Origin of the sequence: Allocatelliglobosispora scoriae, from assembly GCF_014204945.1 — a bacterium.
Taxonomy (GTDB): domain Bacteria; phylum Actinomycetota; class Actinomycetes; order Mycobacteriales; family Micromonosporaceae; genus Allocatelliglobosispora; species Allocatelliglobosispora scoriae.
Window position 1 is genome coordinate 4,118,897 of the sequence record NZ_JACHMN010000002.1, and the last position, 19,977, is coordinate 4,138,873.

The following is a 19,977-nucleotide window of genomic DNA, read 5'->3' on the forward strand; positions in this document are numbered from 1 at the left end:
TCATACCGCTAGTAACCTTCTCCTCATGACTGCGAAGGTGACTCTCTCGTTTTCGGACGACACGATTGCCGAAGCCCGGCGCTACGCCGAACGCGACGGCATGTCCTTGTCGGCCTGGATGGATCGGGCGGCAAAGGAGAAGGCACTGCGCGAGCTCTTTGAGGCTCATGCCAATGTGATGCGGCGCGCGGGATGGGACACGTTGGAGAAGCAGGCGCTCGCGGATGAGGCCGACTTCGAAGTTGCATCCGCAGCGCTGCGAGGGCGCGGTGGAAAGGCCGGGCGTGCTGCGTAGAGGCGAGATCTGGCGAATCGAAGGTGCGAGGGAGAGGCTCGGGCTGGTCATCAGCTCCGACGTCTACAACGGCACGGATGTGCCGATCGTGATCGTGGCCGAGGTGGTTGACGAGGAAGAACTGCGTGACTCGCCGCTCGCCGTCTCCATGGGGGAGTTCGTGATCATGCCGGACCGAGTTTCGTCACCGATGAAGAAGTGGTTCACCGACCTCGTGGACGTCGCCGACACCGACACCATGAACCGGGTGGCCCGAGCTTTGAAGATCATCCAAGATCTGTAGAAACGCCGCAGAGCCGGTTGATGCCGCGACTCGTCAGAGTCGCGGCATCGGCCGTTCCGGGGCCTCTTACTCGTCGGCGAGGGCGCGCTCGGCTTCGACACAGGCCGGTGAGTGCTGGATTCGGTCCGCGACCAGGGCGAACGTCTCCTGCAGCGCCGCCAGCTGCTCCGGGGTGATCAGGTCGAAGAGGCGCCGGCGCACCTCGGCCACGTGGAACGGGGCGACCCGCTCGATCGTCTCCAGACCCGTCGGGGTGAGAACCGCATACTGCCCGCGCCGGTCGCCGGGGCAGCTCTCGCGGGCCACCAGGCTGTCGCGCTCCATCCGGGTGATCTGATGCGACAGCCTGCTCTTCTCCAGCAGTGTCGCCCTGGCCAGCTCGCTCATCCGCAGCCGCCGCTCGGGCGACTCGGACAGGTGCACCAGGATCTCGTAATCACTCATCGAGAGGCCGTGCTTCTGCAGCTCGCGCTCGAGGTGAAGGGTGAGAAGTCGGCTGCCGGCGAGGTAGGCACGCCATGCACCCTGCTCACTGTCGGTGAGCCAGCGAGGTTCAGTGATCACCGGCATGGCAGCAACACTACACATTTTCGCCCTTCCTCCTCTTCGTGCTTTTCGCCACCTCGACACCGTCGAGTGGCTCGCTGTTCCGGCCATGATCACTTGACCAAGATCGCCGCAACTCTTCAAGAGTTGCGGCGATCTTGGAGGGCCACAGCTCAGACCGTCGTGACGACGTCCTCGAAGTCGAGCCGCGGGTTGCGGTTGAACCACGCCTGCTCGCCCGGCTTGCCGATGTTGACCACCGCGAGCACCGTGTGCTCGCCATCACCGAAGAACTCCTTGTTGAGCGCCTCGGCGTCGAAGCCGGTCATCGGGCCCGCGGCGAGCCCGGCCGCGCGTACGCCCAGGATGAAGTAGCCCACCTGCAGCGCGCCGTTGAACTTCGCGGCGTCCGCGCGGGTGGTGTCCTCGAGGAACCAGTCCTTCGCGCCCGGGAAGTGGGGGAAGGTGCGGTGGAACTTCTCGTGGAAGTTCAGGTCGGCCGCGAGGATCGCCGTCAGCGGGGCGGTCGAGGTCTTCGCCCGGTTGCCCTCGCCGAGGGTGTTGACGAGGCGCTCGCGGGCCTCGGCCGAGCGGACCAGCACGACGCGCAGCGGCTGCATGTTGAGCGAGGTCGGCGCGAACTTGACCAGGTCGTAGATCGCCTGGACCTGCTCGTCGGTGACGGGCTCGTCCGTGAACGTGTTGGCGGTGCGGGCCTCGCGGAAGAGCAGGTCCTGAGCGGCGGGGTCGAGGACAAGGCTCATGGTGTTTCTCCAAGGGTGCGGCGTTGGTGAAGCGTGCAGCTCTATCTTGATGAACCTTCAATTAGTTCGCCAGCAGAAGTTGAAAGTGTCACTGAGGGGAATATGCGCTCGGCCGCATAGCACCAACTCTTCAAGAGTTGGTGCCGAAGCACGGGGCTGCCCGCCCGGCTTGGCGGCGGGCGGGCAGCGTGCCTGCGTCTCTGGAGGAAGGAGGTCAGACGCGGGCGGGGGCGAGGCTGGGGACCTGCTCGGTGAGGATGCGCTTGCGGAGGTAGAACCACCACGTGACGGCGAGGCAGGTGGCGTACATGATGCCGAACCAGGTGAAGGCCGTCGCGATGCCGCCGGTGGCGGTGTAGGAGTCGCTGATCGCGCGGGGGAGATAGAAGCCGCCCATCGCACCGATGGCACCGGCGATGCCGAGCGTGGCGGCGCTCTCCCGCTTGGCGGTGATCAGGTCGGGGGACTTGGCGGCGAAGATCGCCGGGATCATGCGGTAGGTGGAGCCGTTGCCCGCGCCGGCTGCGGCGAAGAGCAGCCAGAACGAGGCGAGGAAGAGCGGCATGATCTTGTCGGCGACGGAGGTGACCACACCGTACGAGCCGATGCCCATGAGAATGAAGCAGGCGGCGGTGATCCTGGCGCCACCGATGCGGTCGGCGAGCCAGCCGCCCAGCGGGCGGGTGAGCGAGCCGATGAGCGGGCCGGTGAAGGCGAGCGTGATCGTGGCGAGGCCGACCTTGCCGAGGATCGGCGCCTGCGGGAACTGCAGTTTCAGCACCAGCGGGAAGGCCGCGGAGTAACCGAGGAACGAGCCGAAGGTGCCGATATAGAGGAACGACATGATCCAGGTGTGCGGGCGCTTGATCGTGGCGAACTGGGCCTTGATCGGCGACTTCGCGACATCGAGGTTGTTCATGAAGAAGCGGGCGCAGAGCGCGGCGGCGAGCACCAGCGGCACCCACATCAGCCCGCCGTAGACGAGCCCGGCGGCGAGCGCCATCGGTACGAAGAGCTGCATCGTGCTGATGCCGATGTTGCCGCCCGCGGCGTTGAGGCCGAGCGCGACGCCCTTCTCCTTCTCCGGGAAGAAGAAGGAGATGTTCGTCATGGAGGAGGCGAAGTTGCCGCCGCCGAAGCCCGCGCTCGCCGCGATCGCGAGCACCGCCCAGTAGGGCGGGGCCGTCGTCACCGCGAAGATCATGCCCGAGAGCGGGATGAAGAGCAGCAGGGCGCTGATCGTGGTCCAGGTACGCCCACCCAGCCGCGTCACCGCGAACGTGTAGGGGATCCGCATCAGCGCGCCGATGAGGTTGGGCAACGCCACCAGCCAGAACTTCTGGTCGACCGTGTAGGGGAAGAGTGTGGCCGGGAGTGCGACGACCACCACGCTCCAGAGCGTCCAGACGGAGAAGCCCAGGTGCTCGGCGAAGATGGAGAAGATGAGGTTGCGCCGCGCGATCCGGCGACCCGTCGCGGCCCAGAAGCGCTCGTCTTCGGGGTGCCATTCGGTGATGGTGCCCGGGCGCGACGCTGCGCCGGTCTGAGTCACGGCCGGAGCCGTCTGAGTGGCGGTCATGGCGAGCAAGTTACGAACGTGTGATTGCCACGTTGTTCCAATGGGCGTACCGGTGGTGTGAATCCGGCCGCACCTTGCGGGCCCCGACCCTGTGAGATGGGACGTCGTGTCCGTTATCTCCACAGGCGGGGGGCCATTTTGACCAGGCGGAAGGCCTACGGGTATCGTTAACCGCTGTTGTGCGAAAAGGCGGCACGGACCTGTCAGGTACGCTTGTCGTTCGTGCGTCGGTCCGGTCTGGACTGGCGAGCATCGCAGTAGACAGTCCGACGACCAGACAAGGTAAACCTGTGCGTACGTACAGCCCTAAGCCGGGTGAGATCGAGCGTCAGTGGCACGTGATCGACGCTTCTGACGTCGTTCTGGGCCGGCTCGCCACCCACGCCGCCGATCTCCTGCGCGGTAAGCACAAGCCGATCTTCGCGCCGCACGTTGACACCGGTGACTTCGTCATCGTCATCAACGCGGGCAAGGTCGCACTCACTGGCAACAAGCGAGCCACCAAGGTCGCGTACAGCCACTCCGGCTACCCGGGCGGCCTTCGGGCTGTTCGCTACGACGAGCTGCTGAGCAAGCGCCCGGAGCGGGCGATCGAGCTTGCGGTGCGGGGCATGATCCCCCACAACAAGATCGGCCGTCAGATCATGTCGAAGCTGAAGGTCTACGCGGGTCCTGAGCACCCGCACGCCGCTCAGCAGCCGGTGCCGTTCGAGTTCAAGCAGATCGCGCAGTGAGCGCGGGCGAAGGAACCACTATGACCGAGACCGATATCGAGACGTCGGTGCAGACTCCGGCTGCCGTCGCGACCGTCGAAGCGCCTGTCGTCACCCGCGCGCCGCGCGGTGACCGGCCGATCCAGACCGTTGGCCGCCGCAAGCAGGCCATCGTCCGGGTTCGCCTGATCCCGGGCACCGGCAAGATCACCTGCAACGGCCGCGACCTCGAGAACTACTTCCCGAGCAAGGTTTCGCAGCAGACTGTGCGCGAGCCCCTCGTGATCGCCGAGAAGGCCGAGCAGTTCGACGTCTTCGCGAACCTGCACGGCGGCGGCATCACCGGCCAGGCCGGCGGCCTGCGTCTGGCGATCGCCCGCGCGCTGATCGAGTTCGAGCCCGATGACCGTCCCGCCCTGAAGAAGGCCGGCTTCCTCACTCGCGACCCGCGGGTGAAGGAGTCCAAGAAGTACGGTCTGAAGAAGGCCCGTAAGGCTCCGCAGTACTCGAAGCGTTGATCTTCGCTTAATCATCGGCCGGGTCGGCTCCCTGGGATCCAGGGTGCTGCCCGGCCTTTGTGCACGTCGGGCATCATCGTTGTAAGGACCGCTGCACTCCCCGCAGCTTCATACCCCCAGAAAGTAGGCACGCGCATGGGCCGCCTGTTCGGCACCGACGGAGTCCGTGGCCTGGCCAACGGAGACCTCACTCCGGAGCTCGCCATGTCGATCGCGCTGGCGGCCGTCCGGGTCCTCACCCAGGCCGACAGCTCGCGTGCGCCGATCGTCGTTCTCGGGCGGGACCCGCGAGCCAGCGGGGAGATGCTGGAGGCTGCGGTCGTGGCCGGGCTGACCAGCGCGGGGGCCAATGTGGTCCGGGTCGGCGTGCTGCCCACCCCCGGCGTGGCCTACCTCACCGCGGAGACCCGTGCCGACTTCGGCGTGATGATCTCTGCCTCGCACAACGACATGCCCGACAACGGGATCAAGCTCTTCGCCGCCGGTGGGCACAAGCTCCCCGACGATGTCGAGAACGCGATCGAGGCCCGGATCGGCGAGTCCTTCAAGCGCCCGACCGGCGCAGCCGTGGGACGCGTGCACGACCTGGTCGACGGCATCGAGCACTACGTCACGCACCTCGTCGAGTCGGTCGACACCCCGCTCGACGGGATCAAGGTCGTGATCGACTGCGCCAACGGTGCGGCCTCGGAGTCGGCCGTCGCCGCGTACGAGCAGGCCGGGGCGACGGTCATCTCGATCAACTCCGAGCCCGACGGCCTCAACATCAACGAGGACTGCGGCGCCAACCATCGCGAGCAGCTCATCGCCGCGGTCGCCGAGCACGGCGCGGACCTCGGGCTCGCCTTCGACGGCGACGCCGACCGCTGCCACGCGGTCTCCGCCGAGGGCGAGGACGTCGACGGCGACAAGATCATGGGCATCCTCGCGCTGGCGATGCGCGATGCGGGCACGCTGACCGACAACACCCTGGTCGCGACCGTCATGAGCAACCTCGGCCTGCGCATCGCCATGCGCGAGGCGGGCATCACCCTGATCGAGGCGAAGGTCGGCGACCGCTACGTCCTCGAGGAGCTGCGCAGCCGTGGACTCGCCCTCGGCGGCGAGCAGAGCGGCCACATCGTCGTGCCGGCCTACGCGACCACCGGGGACGGCGTACTCACCGGTTTGCTGCTCATGGCCCGGATGGCCGAGACCGGCGAGACCTTCGGCAAGCTCGCGGCGGTCATGACCAAGCTGCCGCAGCGGCTCATCAACGTCCCCGCGCCCAAGACCACCGTGGACCACCCGGCGGTCACGGCCGCGGTGAGCGAGGCCACCGCGGCGCTCGGCGCCACCGGTCGCGTCCTGCTCCGCCCGTCCGGAACAGAGCCGCTGGTACGCGTGATGGTGGAAGCCCCGACCATGGAGCTGGCCGAGTCCATCGCCGAGCGGATCGCCGCCACGGTTCGGTCCGCCGCCTAGCCGAAGTCGGCGGTGCACTCCACGGAGCTCGTGCCGGTCCGCGAGATCGCCTCGTCGCCGTCGATGAAGATCTTGCAGGAGAGGCCCTGGTCGATCGGGGTCCCGCCACCGGCGTCCTTGCCGTAAGCGGTGAGCTTCAGCCCGCCGTCGCCCTCGTTGAGGGTGACCTCCTTCGACCACGGGACGGTCGCGTCCTGGTTGTCGTTGCTGCCGCCGAAGGCGGACCAGGTGACCAGCACCTTGCCCTTGCCCTTCACCTCGTAGCGGACCTTGTGCGGCTTCGAGGTCTTCTCCTCGCCGCCACCGCTCGCCGCGGCCTTGGTCTTCGTGGTGGTCACGCGCGGCGTCGTCGTCACGGCGTCGGAGTCGTCGGAGTTGGTGGCGAAGTAGCCGCCGACCCCGCAGACGGCGCAGATGAGGACCACGACCGCGGCGATCAGACCGACCAGCAGGCCGCTGTTGGACGAGGGCTGCGGTGGCGGTGCGGACGACGGCTGCTCCCACGGCGGCCGCCCCGGCGGGAAGCCAGGCGGGGTGGGATCGGGGCCGGGAGGGACCGGGTAACTCATGCTCCGACGCTAAACGGGGCTGCTCGCGCATCGATCCAGGTGCGCTCGTCGGCCGCTCGGATGGTGCGCTGACCAGGGCCGGTCGGTGGTGCGCCGACCGGCTGGCCCTCCGCGGTCATGCCGGAGGGCGCTACGCACGTCCGCGGTGAGCGTCAGCTCACGAAGATGACGGTGCACATGGCCGACTTGGTGCCGCTGCGCGACGACTTCTCTTTGCCGTCGATGAAGACCTTGCAGGTGACCTGCTGGTCGTCGAGGCTGCTGTCCCGGCCGATGACCGAGAGCACGCCGCCGAACGAGTCGTCGGTGATGACGAACTCCTTGGTCCACGGGAGCTGGGCGTCCTCGGACTCGGTGCTGCCGGAGCTCTTGCTCCAGGTCACCCGAGCGGCACCGGTGCCACCGACCTGGTAGGTGATCGTGTGCGAGTCCGCCTTGTCGCCGGTCGTCACGCCGAGGCTGGACTGGATCTCGTCGACCTTGTCGCTCGCCGTGTCGTAGAGGAAGTAGAAGCCGCCGGCGCAGAGGGCGCACACGAGCAGGAGGACACCGGCGATGATGCCGATGATCATGCCGGCTTTGCTCTTCTTCGGCGGCGGCACCGGCTGCCCGTACGCGGGCTGGCCATAGCCGGGCTGTCCGGGCGGCGGCTGCTGCGGCGGGAAGCTCGGCGGGATGGGAGCGCCGTACTGGGGCTGCTCGGGGCTTGATGGGGGTGGGTAGCTCATGCCGACACGGTAGGCCCACGGTCAACTTCGTGGCCAGTGGACCTACCCGTATGGGTTCGATCAAATTGCGTGCGTGAAAGTGTGCCATCCGCGCATGCAAAGTGAGCGGAACTCGGCTACGCTACGGAACATGTGTGGGATCGTGGGGTACGTCGGCAGCCGGCCAGCGCTCGACATCGTCGTCGATGGGCTGCGCAAACTGGAGTACAGGGGCTATGACTCCGCCGGTGTCGCGGTGGTCGCCGAATCAGCAGACGTCGATTTGATCGTCGCCAAGCGGGCGGGCAAGCTCGCCAACCTGGATCGCGCTCTCGCCGAGGAGGCGATCGAGGGGATCGAGGCCGGTTTGACGGGAATCGGACACACGCGATGGGCCACCCACGGCGGCCCGACCGATCGCAACGCCCACCCGCACGTCTCGGCCGACGGCCGGGTCGCCGTCATCCACAACGGCATCATCGAGAACTTCGCCCGGCTCCGCGCCGAGCTGGAGGCGGCCGGGGTCGAGTTCGCCTCCGACACCGACACCGAGTGCGTCGCGCACCTGCTCGCGGCCGAGGTCGCCGCGATGCCCGTCGCCTCGCCCGCCAACCTCGCCGAGGCGATGCGCCGCGTCGTCGCCCGGCTCGAAGGGGCATTCACGCTGCTCGTCGTCGACCGCCTGGTGCCCGGCGCCGTCGTCGGCGCCCGGCGCAACTCACCGCTCGTCGCCGGCCGCGGCGTGGGGGAGAACTTCCTCGCCAGCGATGTCAGTGCCTTCATCGAGCACACCCGGGAGGCGGTCGAGCTCGGCCAGGACCAGGTCGTGCTGATCACCGCGGACGCGATCGAGATCACCGACTTCGACGGCAAGCCGGTCGAGGGCCGCGACTACCACGTGGACTGGGACGCCCGTGCCGCCGAGAAGGGCGGCCACGACTGGTTCATGCTCAAGGAGATCGAGGAGCAGCCGCAGGCGGTCGCCGACACGCTGCGCGGCCGTATCGGCATCAACGGCGGCATCGTCCTCGACGAGGTCCGCCTCACCGACCAGGACCTGCGCGATGTCGACAAGATCTTCATCGTGGCGTGCGGCACGGCTTACCACGCCGGTCTCGTCGCGAAATACGCCATCGAGCACTGGACCCGCATCCCGTGCGAGGTCGAGCTCGCCAGCGAGTTCCGCTACCGCGACCCGGTGCTCGACCGGTCGACGCTCGTCATCGCGATCTCCCAGTCCGGCGAGACGATGGACACCCTGATGGCCCTGCGCCACGCCAAGGAGCAGAAGGCCCGGGTCCTCGCCGTCTGCAACACCAACGGTTCGACGATCCCGCGCGAGTCCGACGCCGTGCTCTACACCCACGGCGGTCCCGAGATCGCCGTCGCCTCGACCAAGGCCTTCCTGACCCAGCTCGCCGCCTGTTACCTCGTCGGCCTGCACCTGGCCCAGGTCCGCGGCATCAAATACGCCGACGAGGTGGCCTCGGTCATCGACCAGCTGCAGCGGATGCCCGACGCGATCACTGAGGTCCTCTCCACCATGGACGAGGTCCGCGCGCTCGCCAGGCTCCTCGCCGATCAGGACACGATGCTCTTCATCGGTCGGCACGTCGGTTACCCGGTGGCGCTGGAGGGTGCGCTGAAGCTGAAGGAACTCGCCTACACCCACGCGGAGGGCTTCGCCGCCGGTGAGCTCAAGCACGGGCCGATCGCGCTGATCGACGAAGGCACCCCGGTGGTCTGTGTGGTGCCGTCACCGGCGGGCCGCAGCGTGCTGCACGACAAGATCGTTTCAAACATCCAGGAGGTACGCGCACGGGGCGCCCGCACCATCGTCATCGCGGAGGAGGGTGACGACGCCGTCATCGCCTATGCCGATCACCTGATCCGCGTGCCGAGGACGCCGACCCTGCTCGCCCCGTTTGTCACCACCGTGCCGCTGCAGGTGCTCGCGTGCGAGATCGCGACGGCTCGTGGCCACGATGTCGACCAGCCCCGCAACCTCGCCAAGTCGGTCACTGTCGAATAGCGCCGCGGCGCTTCCCGGGGTCGATCAGTGCCACCGGCAGCTTGATCGGCCAGGGTCGCTCCACCGCGACGACCTCGGTGAAGGAGCCGGTCGGCAGATAGGTGCCGGTGCTGTGGTCCAGTGTGTAGGTATGGACCGTCAGCTCCGGCTCCTGCTCGATCCGCCAGAAGCACTCGATGCCCGCCTGGGCGTAGTGGCGTGGCTTGCGGACCCTGTCCATGGGTCGAGATCCGGGTGACACGATCTCGACCGCCAGCAGCACCTCGGCTGGAGTCACCGGACTGTCGCGGGTCTCCCCGGCACGCACGGCCACCAGCACGTCCGGGATGAAGGACTTGAAGCGACTGACGTGCATATCGATAGCCTGAGCTGCCGTCATGCCGTCGGGTGCGTTGTCGAAGAGCCAGCTGAAGAGGAAACCTGAAACGGCTTGATGGGGATGGGTGGGAGCTGGGGACACGTGGAGGACTCCGTCGATGAGCTCGTAGCGCTTGCCGTCATACGGAATTGCGTCGAGGTCGTCGATCGTCAACAGGCGTCCAGGCTGGTCCATCCTGTTCAGGGTAACGGTCATCTCAACCCTCCGGGGAAGGACCGACACTAGCTGCTTGTCACTTTAACCTGTCGTCATGACCGGAAGCAATGGCACCCACTGCCGCCAGCCCCGGATTGCCGCTGTCCCAATAGGACGAGTGAGCGTGCCCGAGCTCGCCCCCGTCGGCGCTGGTGAAGCGGTGCCCGCCGAACCCCGTGTCCGAGGGGTTCACCCCGTGCCACAGCCGCGTCATCGGATCACCGAGGTAGGGTCCGAGCATCTGGTCCAGCGCCGCCTGCAACGGATTGGGCGCGGCGAGCTGGATGGGATCGTGTCGGGCATGGCTGGACCAGACGGCGCCGGGATCGAGATGCAGGTCGGCGGCGTGGTCGACCCCGACGCCGGCCGAGCCGAGGAAGACCAGATCGTCGGCGGCGACACCCCGATCGCGGGCCGTCTCGCCGATGACGAGCGAGCCGTAGCTGTGCCCGACGAGTGTCTGCTGGCCGATCTCGCCGTCATGGGTGATCGTCAGCCCCTGCTGGAAGTCGTGCAGTGCATGCTGGGCCGCGTGGGCATAGGCGGCGGAGGTGGCCTGCATCGCGTCGGGGCTGTCGAAATCGAGCCAGAGGATCGATGAGGTGCTCAGGGTCGGGTCGGCTGCGGTGGCGGCGGCCGACATCGTCGCCGTGCGGTCGATGAGCCCGGCGACACCGCCGTTGAGCTCGCTCCCGGCACCGGGAACGTAGGTCAGCACGTTGTCGGAGCGATCCGGGTCGCCGAGGGCGAGGATCACCCTGCCGTCGCCCCGGGTGTCGAGGCCGAGCAGATAGCCACGGGGCTCGCCGCCGTCCAGACGCCGTTCGAGCGCGCTGAGACCGGCGAGGCGGGACTCGATCCTGGCCAACTCGTCCTCGGCTCCCCGCTTGCCGTGCAGGGCGTCGCGCAGTCCGCTCAGCCGGGCGTGCTCCCGGCTGAGCCATTCGCGATTGGCGAGGTCGCGATCGGCGGCGGGCACCCCGTCGAGCGACCCGATGACGTCCGGCTGGTGCGCGATCAGCCAGCGGCGCTGCGCCGGGGTGAGCCCGGACCACCAGAGCCGCACCGCACCCGCCCCGCCGCCGGGCGGGCAGCTCGGCGGCGCCTCGGTCCAGTGGGTCTCGGCCGCCTTGGCCAGCTCGCTGAGCGCCCGGCTGGTCTCGGCGTCGGCTCGGCTCGCCATCGTCAGGGCGGCGCTGATCCGCTCGGCGGTCCTCGCGGCGAGTGCGGCCTCCCACGGTGCGGGCGGTGCTCCGCGCACATCGAGCTCGACACGACCCTCGGCGGTCACCACCACGCGGGTGTCCTCGACCCCGTCCACCCCCGCGATCAGCAACCTCCTGGCCCGCTCGATCGCCTCGGCGTGCGTGGCGAGCACCTGCTGGATCTGCGTCAACGGCACCCGCAGCGCGGCGAGGTCCGCGCCGATCGCGGCCACCTGGGCGGTCGCGGCGGTCGCGGCCGGACCCGCCCAGTCGGCCCGCAGGCCCTGCCCGGAGCCGGTGATGTGCGCCTCGCCGTCGCCGACCGAGGCGGCGAGCCGCCGCCACGCATCGCCCGCGGACCGCCACGCGTCGATGTCGGCGCTCGCGAGTCGGGCGAAGGTGATCACCGGCCGCCGCCCATGGCGGACCGGTCGGACTCCTCATAGGCCGCTGCGGCCCGGCGCAGGGCCCGGCCCGTGGTCTCGGTCCGCTCGGCGAAGAGGGTCATCGATGACGCGATCGCGATCGAGAGCCGCTCAAGGGCGATCGATGCCGCCCATCCCGGCGGCACGGCGGCCAGCTCGTGACCGCGCCGCGTCTCCTGCGCGAGCTGGGCTGCGGCATCATCGAGACGGTCGGCGGTCTGCCGCAATCGCCCGGTGTGGACGGTGATCGTCTCGGCGGAGTTCGGTGGTCTCATGACGACGATGCTGCTGGGCCGCGCGAGCTGGAGAAAGGCCTGTGGATAACCGCGGAGGCCACATCGTGGCCGGTTATCCACAGCTATTGCCCGGCTCCCCCCACGCGACTATAGGGTGGTCGCTGTGATCGTGGCCGTGGGTAATGACGTGGTGCTGGTTGATCGGTTCGCGCGGGCGCTCCAACGCACGCCGCTGCTGGTCGACCGCCTCTTCACCGAGGCCGAGCGGACGACGCGGTCCGGCAACCAGCGCGGGCCCGAGTCGCTCGCCGCCCGGTTCGCGGCGAAGGAGGCCGTCGCGAAGGCGCTGGGCGCTCCGACCGGGCTGCACTGGCACGATTGCGAGATCGTCGTCGACCCGGACGGTCGCCCGTGGTTGACGGTCTCGGGCACGGTGGCGGCGGCTGCGGCCGAGCGCGGCATCCATCGCTGGCACCTCTCGCTGTCCCACGACGGCGGCATCGCGGCCGCTGTGGTGATCGCGGAGCGTGACGGCTGATCAGGGGAGGATCCATGCGGGAAGCCTGGCGGTCGGCGGAGGTCCGCGCGGCCGAGAAGGTGCTGATGAGGAGCCTGCCCGAGGGCACGCTGATGGCGCGGGCCGCAGCGGGTCTCGCGCGGCGCTGCGTCGTGACGCTGCGGGAGGGACGGCCGGGCAGGGTCTACGCGGCTCGCGTCGCCATCCTGGCGGGCCCCGGTGACAACGGCGGCGACGCCCTCTACGCCGGTGCGGAGCTCGCCCGGCGGGGTGCCCAGGTGACGGCGGTCCCGCTGCATGCGGATCGGCTGCACCCCGGTGGTCTCGCGGCGTTCCGAGCGGCCGGTGGACGCCTCGCCGAGCGGTTGCCGGCCGAGGTGGACCTCATCGTCGACGGGCTGCTCGGCATCGGGGCCAAGGGTGCGTTGGCCGGCCGGGCGGCGGAGCTGGCCGAGGCCGCCAACGAGTCGACCGCGCTGGTCATCGCCGTCGACCTGCCGTCCGGGGTCATCGCCGACACCGGTGACGTGCCCGGTCCGGCCGTGCGCGCCGACGTGACCGTGACCTTCGGTGCGCTCAAGCCCGCGCTCGTCGTCGGCCCGGCCGCCCCGCTCGCGGGCCAGGTGGAGCTGGTGGAGATCGGGCTGACCCTGCCGGGGACACCGGCGCTGCGGATCGCCGACGCGGCGATGATCGCCGAGTGGTGGCCGGTCGCGGGCCCGCACGACAACAAATACTCGCGCGGTGTCGTCGGGCTCTCGACGGGCTCGGCGACCTTCCCCGGCGCGGCGCTGCTCTCGACCCGGGGTGCCCTGGCCGGCCCGACGGGACTGGTGCGCTACGCCGGCCCGGCGCACGCGGTCGTCGTGACACTGCACCCGACGGTGATCGGCTCGCCCCGCGTCGCCGACACGGGCCGGGTCCAGGCATGGGTCTGCGGCAGCGGTCTCGGCCAGGACAAACGTGCCGGTGACGAGCTGCGGGCGGTGCTGGCGTCGCCCGTCCCGGCGGTCCTCGACGCCGACGCGATCACCCTGCTCGTCGACGGCACCCTCGCCAATCACCTGCGCGCCCGCAACGCACCGACCGTGATCACCCCGCACGACGGCGAGTTCACCCGCCTCGCCGGGGAGGCGCCCGGGGAGGACCGGGTGGCCGCGGCGTTGAAGCTCGCCGCCTGGACCCGCTCGGTGATCCTGCTCAAGGGCGATCGCACGATCGTCGCGGATCCGAGCGGCGAGGCCTGGGTCAACCCGACCGGGCACCCCGCGCTCGCCACGGGCGGCTCGGGGGATGTGCTCGCCGGGCTGCTCGGCTCGCTGCTCGCGGCGGGGCTGCCCGCGACCAGGGCGGCGGTGGCAGCGGCGTTCGTGCACGGGCTGGCGGGGCGGCACGCCGCCGAGTCCGGTCCGGTCACCGCCACGGAGATCGCCGAGGCGCTCCGCTCAGGCATCAACCTCGTGACCGGTGGGTAGGCTGAGGGCATGTGGCAGGCCGAGGTACTAGTTGACCTGGATGCGATTCGCTCAAACGTGACTAAACTGCGCGCGGCAACCACGGCGCAGGTGATGGCGGTCGTCAAGGCCGACGGCTACGGGCACGGTGCTGTGCCCTGTGCCCGGGCGGCGCTGGAGGGCGGGGCGACCTGGCTCGGTGTCTGCACGCTCGCCGAGGCGCTGGAGCTACGCGCGGCGGGGATCGAGGCGCCGGTGCTCGCCTGGCTGATCGGTCCGGGCCAGCCCCTGCACCAGGCTATCGAGGCCGACGTCGATCTCAGCGCCGCCGGGGTGGACCAGCTCGCCGAGATCGTCACGGCGGCGACGGTCGTCGGGGAGCCTGCTCGCGTACACCTCAAGATTGACACCGGCCTGCACCGCAACGGCGCGACAGCTCAGACGTGGCCGGCCCTGCTGGAGGCCGCGGCGAAAGCCGAGGCCGACGGTCTGATCGAGGTCATCGGCGTCTGGAGCCACTTCGTCTATGCCGACGCGCCGGGTCACGAGACGATCGACCAGCAGCTCGTCGCCTTCGGCGAGGCGCTCGACGTGGCCGAGAGCTTCGGCATCACCCCGCAGCTGCGTCACATCGCCAACTCGGCGGCCACGCTGACCCGCACCGATGCCCACTTCGACCTGGTCCGCCCGGGGATCGCGGTCTACGGACTCTCGCCGATCGCGGGGGAGACCTTCGGCCTGCGCCCCGCGATGACCGCGCACGCCCGGGTCCTGCTCACCAAGCAGGTCGGTCCGGACGAGGGCGTCTCCTATGGCCACACCTATCAGACGAGGTCCGACACGACGCTGGCGCTGGTCCCGCTCGGCTATGCCGACGGGGTGCCCCGGGCCGCCTCCAACGTGGGTCCGATCGCCGTCAACGGCAAGCGCTACACGATCGCCGGTCGGGTCTGCATGGACCAGGTGATGCTCGACTGCGGCGATGACGGGGTGCACCCCGGCGACGAGGCGATCCTCTTCGGGCCCGGTGACCGGGGCGAGCCGACGGCGACCGACTGGGCCGACGCGATCGGCACGATCAACTACGAGATCGTGACCCGCTTCGGCAGCGGCCGGGTGCCGCGGACCTTCGCGGGTGAGCGGCATGGCTGACGCGGTGGTCCCGGCGGCGTCGACGCCGGCGAAGGCGGCCAAGCCGTCCGGAGGCAGGTCGACAGCGCGCAAGGTCGGGCTGATCGGTGCGATCGTGGGTGTCGCGGCGGCGGGGATCGCCGCGGGAGTGGCTGCGGAAAGGGCGTGGGTGCGGCGATCCAGGGCGGGTGTCGAGGACCCCTATGCGGATGAGCCCTTCGGCAGGCTGCCCTTCGACGAGTCGCTGACGGTCACGACGGCCGACGGTGTCGATCTCTATGTCGAGATCGTGGAGCCGGCCGACGGTGTGACGCTCGACTTCAACGATGCCGATCCCGAACCTACCGTGATCTTCGTGCACGGGTTCTGCCTCGACATGGGGACCTTCCACTTCCAGCGGCGGCTGCTCGACGGCGGCGAATACCGCATGGTCCTCTATGACCAGCCGGGCCACGGCAAGTCCGGGCGGCTGTCGGACGGGGAGTACGACCTGCCAGCGCTCGGTGAGGCCCTGCGGGACGTGATCCGCGAGACGACCACGCCCGACAGCGACATCGTGCTGGTGGGGCACTCGATGGGCGGCATGGCGATCATGGCGTGTGCTGAGCGCTACCCGGAGATCTTCGCCAACCGGGTCGTCGGCGTGGCTCTCATCAGTACGTCCGGCGGCCGGGTCCAGGGCGTCAAGCTGGGCGGCCTGCCCGAGCTGATCTCCCGCACGAGCGCTCCGCTGCTGCCGGTGCTCTCCGGCGCGTCCCGGATGAGCGGCCCGATGATCGACAAGGCCCGGCAGGCCTCGTCGGACCTGGCATGGCTGCTGACTCGGCGGTACGGCTTCGGCGGCAAACAGCCGAGCCCGGCACTCGTCTCCTACGTGGAGCGGATGAACTCCGGCACGACGACCGAGACCGTTGCCCGCTACCTGCGGACGCTCTCCAGCCACGCGAGGTACCCGGCGCTCGCGGCGATCGCCGACAAACCCGTCCTCGTCATCGTCGGCGACAAGGACCCGATCCTGCCGCTGAAGCACTCCGAGGAGATCGTTCGCCACCTGCCGCAGGCGGAGATGGTCGTCGTCCCCGACTCCGGCCACGTCGTCCTGTTGGAGCACGCCGACGCGGTCAACGAAGCCCTGCTCGCCTTCCTGGCTAAAGTCATGCCGTGAAGTTGTCGACTGTTGAGGAGACTCGCGCCTTCGGCACCCGGCTCGCCGGGCTGCTTCGGGCCGGTGACCTCGTCATTCTTGGTGGCCCCCTCGGTGCGGGCAAGACGGCGCTGGCTCAGGGGATCGGGGAGGGGCTGCGCGTCGTGGGCGCCGTCACCTCGCCGACGTTCGTCATCGCGCGGGTGCACCGGCCCGATCGCGAGGCCGGTGGGTCGGTGCCGATGGTGCACGTCGATGCGTACCGGTTGGGGACCGTGACCGATCCGCGGGCCGAGATCGACGATCTCGACCTGGACGCGGACCTGGAGGACTCGGTCACGCTGGTGGAGTGGGGCGAGGGGTTGGTGGAGCAGCTCTCCGACGCGCACCTCGAGGTGCGGATCTCGCGGCTCGACGACGACACCCGCGTCGTGGAGCTCGTCGGCCACGGCGGCGACTGGGCCTCTCGACTCGCCTGAGCCGTGTTCCGCGGTTTGATCACACCGTTTTCCCGCAAGATGGCCTGATCATGGTGCTTGATCGCACCATGTTGGGGGAAAACGGTGTGATCACGCGCTCGCTGCCCGCCGAAATCGACGTGATCTTCGGAGGCTCAGGCGGGAATCGTGAACTCGTCCTTCATGGCTCCATCGAGGAACGCGTCCCATTCGGCGGGGGTGAACTCCAGGACGTGGCCGTCCTCGCCGAGCTTGCTGTTTCGCACGCCGATGCTGCCATCGGCGGCGAAGGCCACCTCGACACCGTCTGACGTGGTCGCTGTGAACCAGCGGCCATCGAACTTCTCCGTGGAACTCATGTGTTCGTCGACTCCGATCGGCTCAGGGGAGCGGACATGGCGGGCTCCTCGAGGAGTGATGATCGCAGATCTTGGCGGCGACGGCCCGCCTTGGCGAGCCCATCACGCCAAGATCTGCGATCACTGGAGCTACGGGACCCAGTAGTTGCCGCTCGCGACGATCATGACCTGCAGCTGGATACTCGTGGAGTAGTAGTCGGAGCTGCTGAACCCCGTGTTCACCATCTTGGTCCACAGCGCGTCCAGCCACGCCTGGCTGCCCGGATCGGTCATCGCCGCCACCGCGAACGGCGCGAAGAACGCCGGCTCGCTCCCCGACGAGATCTGCGTCCCCGCCAGCGAATACCCCACAGCGATGCTGTTCGGATTCGAGCCGGTCTTCGCCTTCACCCAGGTGTTCAGCTTCCGAGCCGAGGTGAGCGAAGCACTCCCGCCCCCGGTGACGGCGTCGGTTCCGATCCGCCACGGCACCCGGCAGGAGTTCCACCAGTATTTGCCGTCGTTCGGGTCCTCCAGCACCTCGCCCGGTGCGGGCTTGGGGGTGGTGTTGGTCGTGACGACGAAGTCCGGCAGCAGGCCCGTACCCGACGCGTAGTTGGTTTGAAGGTTTGTGATCAAGGTCTGGTGGGCGGTGCGGATCGTGTCCCAGGCCGTGTCGCCCGTGGCCGTGCGGAAGGCGCGGAAGTGATCCAGGTGGAAGTCCGACGGACGGGTCGTCCAGTAGAGGGCGTCGCCCGACGTGCTCCAGTCTCCGAGCAGCATCAGGTGCATGGTCGGGTTGACCTCGCTGGCCTTGATCGCGTTGATGTGCCGGATCGCGAGCTGCTTGTAATTGTAGGTCCCGGCGCTGCCCCACTGCTTGTCGGCGAGGAGCAGGCCCATCGCGACATCGAGGTCGCCGTCGGTCGCGGAGTCGGAACCGTTGACGCTGACGCAGGAGGTGTTCTGCTCGGCCGCGAGCAGGTCGGCGTTGTTGACCGACGGGTGCGCGAGCATGTATTTCACCATGCCGTCGAAGATGGTCTTCGCGTTGGCGTCGGCACCGGCCATCGTGGCGACGATGACCATGCCGTAACCCTGCGCCTCGGCGACGTAGGGGTGGTCGGCGTCGGGGGAGATCACCTCGTACCAGCCGTTGCCGCAGTTCTGCTTGACGAAGGCGGCCTTCCACTGGTTGTAGTAGTTCACCACCGCAGCATCCAACGTGGACTGTGCGCCGGACGGCTTCAACGTGCCCGCGACGTAGGGGAAGAGGTGGCTGCCGAAGGGCACCGCCGGTCCGCCGCTGCTCGCGCTGGTCGTCGCGGTGACGGCGTTCGACGCCGGCGAAGTGTTGCCGGCCGCGTCGCGCGCTCGCACAGTGAAGGTGTACGCCGTGCTCGCGGCCAATCCGGTGACGCTGGTGCTCGTGCCGGTCACGGTCTTGGCGACGGAGGAGCCGTTGTAGACGTCGTAGGCGGTGACGCCGACGTTGTCGCTCGACGCGGACCAGGAGAGGTTCACGCTGCTGCTGGTGACACCCGTCGACGCCAGACTGCCCGGGGCGGTGGGGGCCTGCGTGTCGCCGCCGGAACCACCGGTGACGGTGAGGCGGTCGACGTTGGGACCGCCGTTGGGGGTGGTCGCGGTGGCCCGGATCGTGTTGGTGCCCGCGGCGAGCGCGGCGGTGACCGACTTGTCGACCCAGGTGTCCCAGTTGGCCGTGGCGCCGAAGGAGAGGCCGGTCGCGACCGCGGTGCCGTTGACCGTGATGGTGAGCGGCCGGTCGACCGTGGTGCCGTTGCTGTAGCGCAGGGTCAGCGACTGGCTGCCCGCGCTCGCGGCGGTGACGGTCCACTCGATGTAGCCGCCGGTCACGTTGGTGTAGTCGACGAATCCGGTGCCGGTGTAGCCGGTGTGGTTGGTCGCGACGGCTGCTTGTGCCAGAGCGGCGCTCTCGGCCTGGTACTCCGCGGCGGGCGTCGTCGTGGCGACCTCGAAGTCCACATAGTCCAGGTTGGCGGGGCCGTTGGCGCTGGTGGCGGTGACGCGGATCGTGTTGCCGCCCGCGGTGACCGGCGCGGTGAAGGTGCGGTTGGCCCAGGTGTCCCAGGTGGTGGTGCTGTTGAATGCCGCCGCCGCCAGGACCACCGTGCCGTTGACGGCGATGTCGGCCGGGCGGGCGAGCGTGGTGCCGTTGCTGTAGCGGATCGTGATCGTCGCGGTCCCGGCGGTGGCGGCGTTCACCGTCCACTGGGTGTAGCTGCCGACGACGTTGTCGTTGTTGACGAAGCCGGTGCCGGAGTAGTTGAGGTGATTCGCCTCGACCACTCCGCTGACCACGGTCGCGCTCTCCGCCTCGTAGCGGGTCGGTGCGGCGTGCGCGATGCTCGCCGGCACCAGGGCCGCGACCAGGCCCAAGACCACAGTGGATGCTGCCCACCGTCTGGATCCCATGGTTCCTCCCTCAATAGTTAGGCAACCTGTCTAACCATTGACATGGATATGACCATCCAGCGAACGGACTGTCAAGGGTCGCCTTAGCACCAACTCTTCAAGGGTTGGTGCTAACGGGGCGCGTTGCCTGCGGCACGATCGCGTTGTTTCCCTGTTCCTGGCCCCTCGGAGGACACGCGAGGGCCTTGTTTCCCGGAAACAGCGCGATCATGCACCGCAAGCGCCCGACGCGCAGGACCCGGTGCGCCGGTTTTAGCACCAACTCTTGAAGAGTTGGTGCTAAAGGGGGTCAGCGGTCGACGGGGGTGAAGTCCCAGGCGTGTGCGGAGCGGGCGACCAGCGCGGCCGGGGGGTCCGGCAGCGGCGTCGGGGTGCCGTGCCAGCGGGAGATCACCACGATCCGGCCGTCCGTCGAGGAGAAGACCTCGCTGGAGACGTGATTGGGCTGGATCTCCAGGCCGGGCACGGCGATGTCGCTGACCCAGTTGAGCAACTCGGGAAAATGGTTGGGGTAAGCCCTGATCTCCCACATGCGCACGATCACGCTAGGCAAACTACACCGCTCTCA

General features: G+C 68.9%; 22 protein-coding genes. 11 read left to right on the plus strand and 11 right to left on the minus strand.

The window, feature by feature from the left end:
• Positions 1-25: 25 nt before the first annotated feature.
• Entirely contained in the window at positions 26-295 is a 270-nt protein-coding gene (locus F4553_RS24350; protein ID WP_246466512.1) for a DUF6364 family protein, read from the plus strand.
• Positions 285-578 (plus strand): type II toxin-antitoxin system PemK/MazF family toxin, encoded by a 294-nt coding sequence (locus F4553_RS24355; protein ID WP_312875396.1) that lies wholly within the window; start codon positions 285-287, stop codon positions 576-578. The genes F4553_RS24350 and F4553_RS24355 overlap by 11 nt, the downstream gene beginning before the upstream one ends.
• A gap of 66 nt (positions 579-644) precedes the next feature.
• Here F4553_RS24355 and F4553_RS24360 read toward each other — a convergent pair whose 3' ends face one another.
• From F4553_RS24360 to F4553_RS24370, 3 genes are all read right to left on the minus strand, one after another.
• Positions 645-1,148 carry a MarR family winged helix-turn-helix transcriptional regulator gene (locus F4553_RS24360; protein WP_184839620.1) on the minus strand — a complete coding sequence of 168 codons (504 nt, stop codon included), beginning with the start codon at positions 1,146-1,148 and terminating at the stop codon, positions 645-647.
• A 149-nt stretch (positions 1,149-1,297) separates the two neighbouring features.
• Entirely contained in the window at positions 1,298-1,888 is a 591-nt protein-coding gene (locus tag F4553_RS24365) for a malonic semialdehyde reductase (RefSeq protein WP_184839622.1), read from the minus strand.
• 214 nt (positions 1,889-2,102) lie between these two features.
• Positions 2,103-3,467 carry an MFS transporter gene (locus F4553_RS24370; RefSeq protein WP_184839624.1) on the minus strand — a complete coding sequence of 455 codons (1,365 nt, stop codon included), beginning with the start codon at positions 3,465-3,467 and terminating at the stop codon, positions 2,103-2,105.
• 290 nt (positions 3,468-3,757) lie between these two features.
• On the opposite strand from F4553_RS24370, the gene rplM reads away from it, so the two are divergent.
• The 3 genes from rplM (at position 3,758) to glmM (ending at position 6,162) form a co-directional block, all read left to right on the plus strand.
• A complete protein-coding gene (gene rplM / locus F4553_RS24375; RefSeq protein ID WP_184839626.1) occupies positions 3,758-4,201 on the plus strand; it encodes a 50S ribosomal protein L13 in 444 nt (147 codons plus the stop codon).
• 20 nt (positions 4,202-4,221) lie between these two features.
• Positions 4,222-4,698 carry a 30S ribosomal protein S9 gene (rpsI, locus tag F4553_RS24380; RefSeq protein WP_184839628.1) on the plus strand — a complete coding sequence of 159 codons (477 nt, stop codon included), beginning with the start codon at positions 4,222-4,224 and terminating at the stop codon, positions 4,696-4,698.
• Positions 4,699-4,833: 135 nt separating this feature from the next.
• Positions 4,834-6,162: a phosphoglucosamine mutase gene (gene glmM / locus F4553_RS24385; protein WP_184839630.1), complete on the plus strand. Its 1,329-nt coding sequence runs from the start codon at positions 4,834-4,836 to the stop codon at positions 6,160-6,162.
• On the opposite strand, the gene F4553_RS24390 is transcribed toward glmM, so the two are convergent.
• Positions 6,159-6,731, minus strand: coding sequence for a hypothetical protein (locus F4553_RS24390; RefSeq protein WP_184839631.1), 573 nt, complete (start codon positions 6,729-6,731; stop codon positions 6,159-6,161). The genes glmM and F4553_RS24390 overlap by 4 nt on opposite strands.
• 152 nt (positions 6,732-6,883) lie before the next feature.
• Positions 6,884-7,459: a hypothetical protein gene (locus F4553_RS24395; RefSeq protein WP_184839633.1), complete on the minus strand. Its 576-nt coding sequence runs from the start codon at positions 7,457-7,459 to the stop codon at positions 6,884-6,886.
• 130 nt (positions 7,460-7,589) lie between these two features.
• Between F4553_RS24395 and glmS the strand changes: the two genes are divergently transcribed.
• Positions 7,590-9,470 carry a glutamine--fructose-6-phosphate transaminase (isomerizing) gene (gene glmS / locus F4553_RS24400; protein ID WP_184839635.1) on the plus strand — a complete coding sequence of 627 codons (1,881 nt, stop codon included), beginning with the start codon at positions 7,590-7,592 and terminating at the stop codon, positions 9,468-9,470.
• On the opposite strand, the gene F4553_RS24405 is transcribed toward glmS, so the two are convergent.
• From F4553_RS24405 to F4553_RS24415, 3 genes are read right to left on the minus strand one after another with little or no spacing between them, the layout of a single operon-like run.
• Positions 9,457-10,023, minus strand: coding sequence for a Uma2 family endonuclease (locus F4553_RS24405; protein ID WP_184839637.1), 567 nt, complete (start codon positions 10,021-10,023; stop codon positions 9,457-9,459). The genes glmS and F4553_RS24405 overlap by 14 nt on opposite strands.
• A 58-nt stretch (positions 10,024-10,081) precedes the next feature.
• Complete coding sequence (locus tag F4553_RS24410) at positions 10,082-11,656, minus strand: alpha/beta hydrolase (protein WP_184839639.1); 1,575 nt, start codon at positions 11,654-11,656, stop codon at positions 10,082-10,084.
• Positions 11,653-11,949 (minus strand): hypothetical protein, encoded by a 297-nt coding sequence (locus tag F4553_RS24415; protein WP_184839641.1) that lies wholly within the window; start codon positions 11,947-11,949, stop codon positions 11,653-11,655. The genes F4553_RS24410 and F4553_RS24415 overlap by 4 nt, the downstream gene beginning before the upstream one ends.
• A gap of 124 nt (positions 11,950-12,073) precedes the next feature.
• Between F4553_RS24415 and F4553_RS24420 the strand changes: the two genes are divergently transcribed.
• The 5 genes from F4553_RS24420 to tsaE are packed head-to-tail and all read left to right on the plus strand — an operon-like array spanning position 12,074 to position 16,635.
• Entirely contained in the window at positions 12,074-12,448 is a 375-nt protein-coding gene (locus F4553_RS24420) for a holo-ACP synthase (RefSeq protein ID WP_184839643.1), read from the plus strand.
• Positions 12,449-12,462: 14 nt separating this feature from the next.
• A complete protein-coding gene (locus F4553_RS24425) occupies positions 12,463-13,902 on the plus strand; it encodes an NAD(P)H-hydrate dehydratase (protein WP_184839645.1) in 1,440 nt (479 codons plus the stop codon).
• 9 nt (positions 13,903-13,911) lie between these two features.
• Positions 13,912-15,033, plus strand: a complete 1,122-nt coding sequence (gene alr / locus F4553_RS24430; protein ID WP_184839646.1) for an alanine racemase — start codon at positions 13,912-13,914, stop codon at positions 15,031-15,033.
• A complete protein-coding gene (locus F4553_RS24435) occupies positions 15,026-16,177 on the plus strand; it encodes an alpha/beta fold hydrolase (RefSeq protein ID WP_184839648.1) in 1,152 nt (383 codons plus the stop codon). Before alr ends, F4553_RS24435 begins: the two co-directional genes overlap by 8 nt.
• A complete protein-coding gene (gene tsaE / locus F4553_RS24440; RefSeq protein WP_184839650.1) occupies positions 16,174-16,635 on the plus strand; it encodes a tRNA (adenosine(37)-N6)-threonylcarbamoyltransferase complex ATPase subunit type 1 TsaE in 462 nt (153 codons plus the stop codon). The genes F4553_RS24435 and tsaE overlap by 4 nt, the downstream gene beginning before the upstream one ends.
• 134 nt (positions 16,636-16,769) lie before the next feature.
• On the opposite strand, the gene F4553_RS24445 is transcribed toward tsaE, so the two are convergent.
• The 3 genes from F4553_RS24445 to F4553_RS24455 form a co-directional block, all read right to left on the minus strand.
• Positions 16,770-16,973: a DUF397 domain-containing protein gene (locus F4553_RS24445; protein ID WP_184839652.1), complete on the minus strand. Its 204-nt coding sequence runs from the start codon at positions 16,971-16,973 to the stop codon at positions 16,770-16,772.
• 129 nt (positions 16,974-17,102) lie between these two features.
• Positions 17,103-19,409 (minus strand): CBM35 domain-containing protein, encoded by a 2,307-nt coding sequence (locus tag F4553_RS24450; protein ID WP_184839654.1) that lies wholly within the window; start codon positions 19,407-19,409, stop codon positions 17,103-17,105.
• A gap of 289 nt (positions 19,410-19,698) precedes the next feature.
• Positions 19,699-19,953 carry a hypothetical protein gene (locus tag F4553_RS24455; protein WP_184839656.1) on the minus strand — a complete coding sequence of 85 codons (255 nt, stop codon included), beginning with the start codon at positions 19,951-19,953 and terminating at the stop codon, positions 19,699-19,701.
• Between the last annotated feature and the right edge of the window lie 24 nt (positions 19,954-19,977).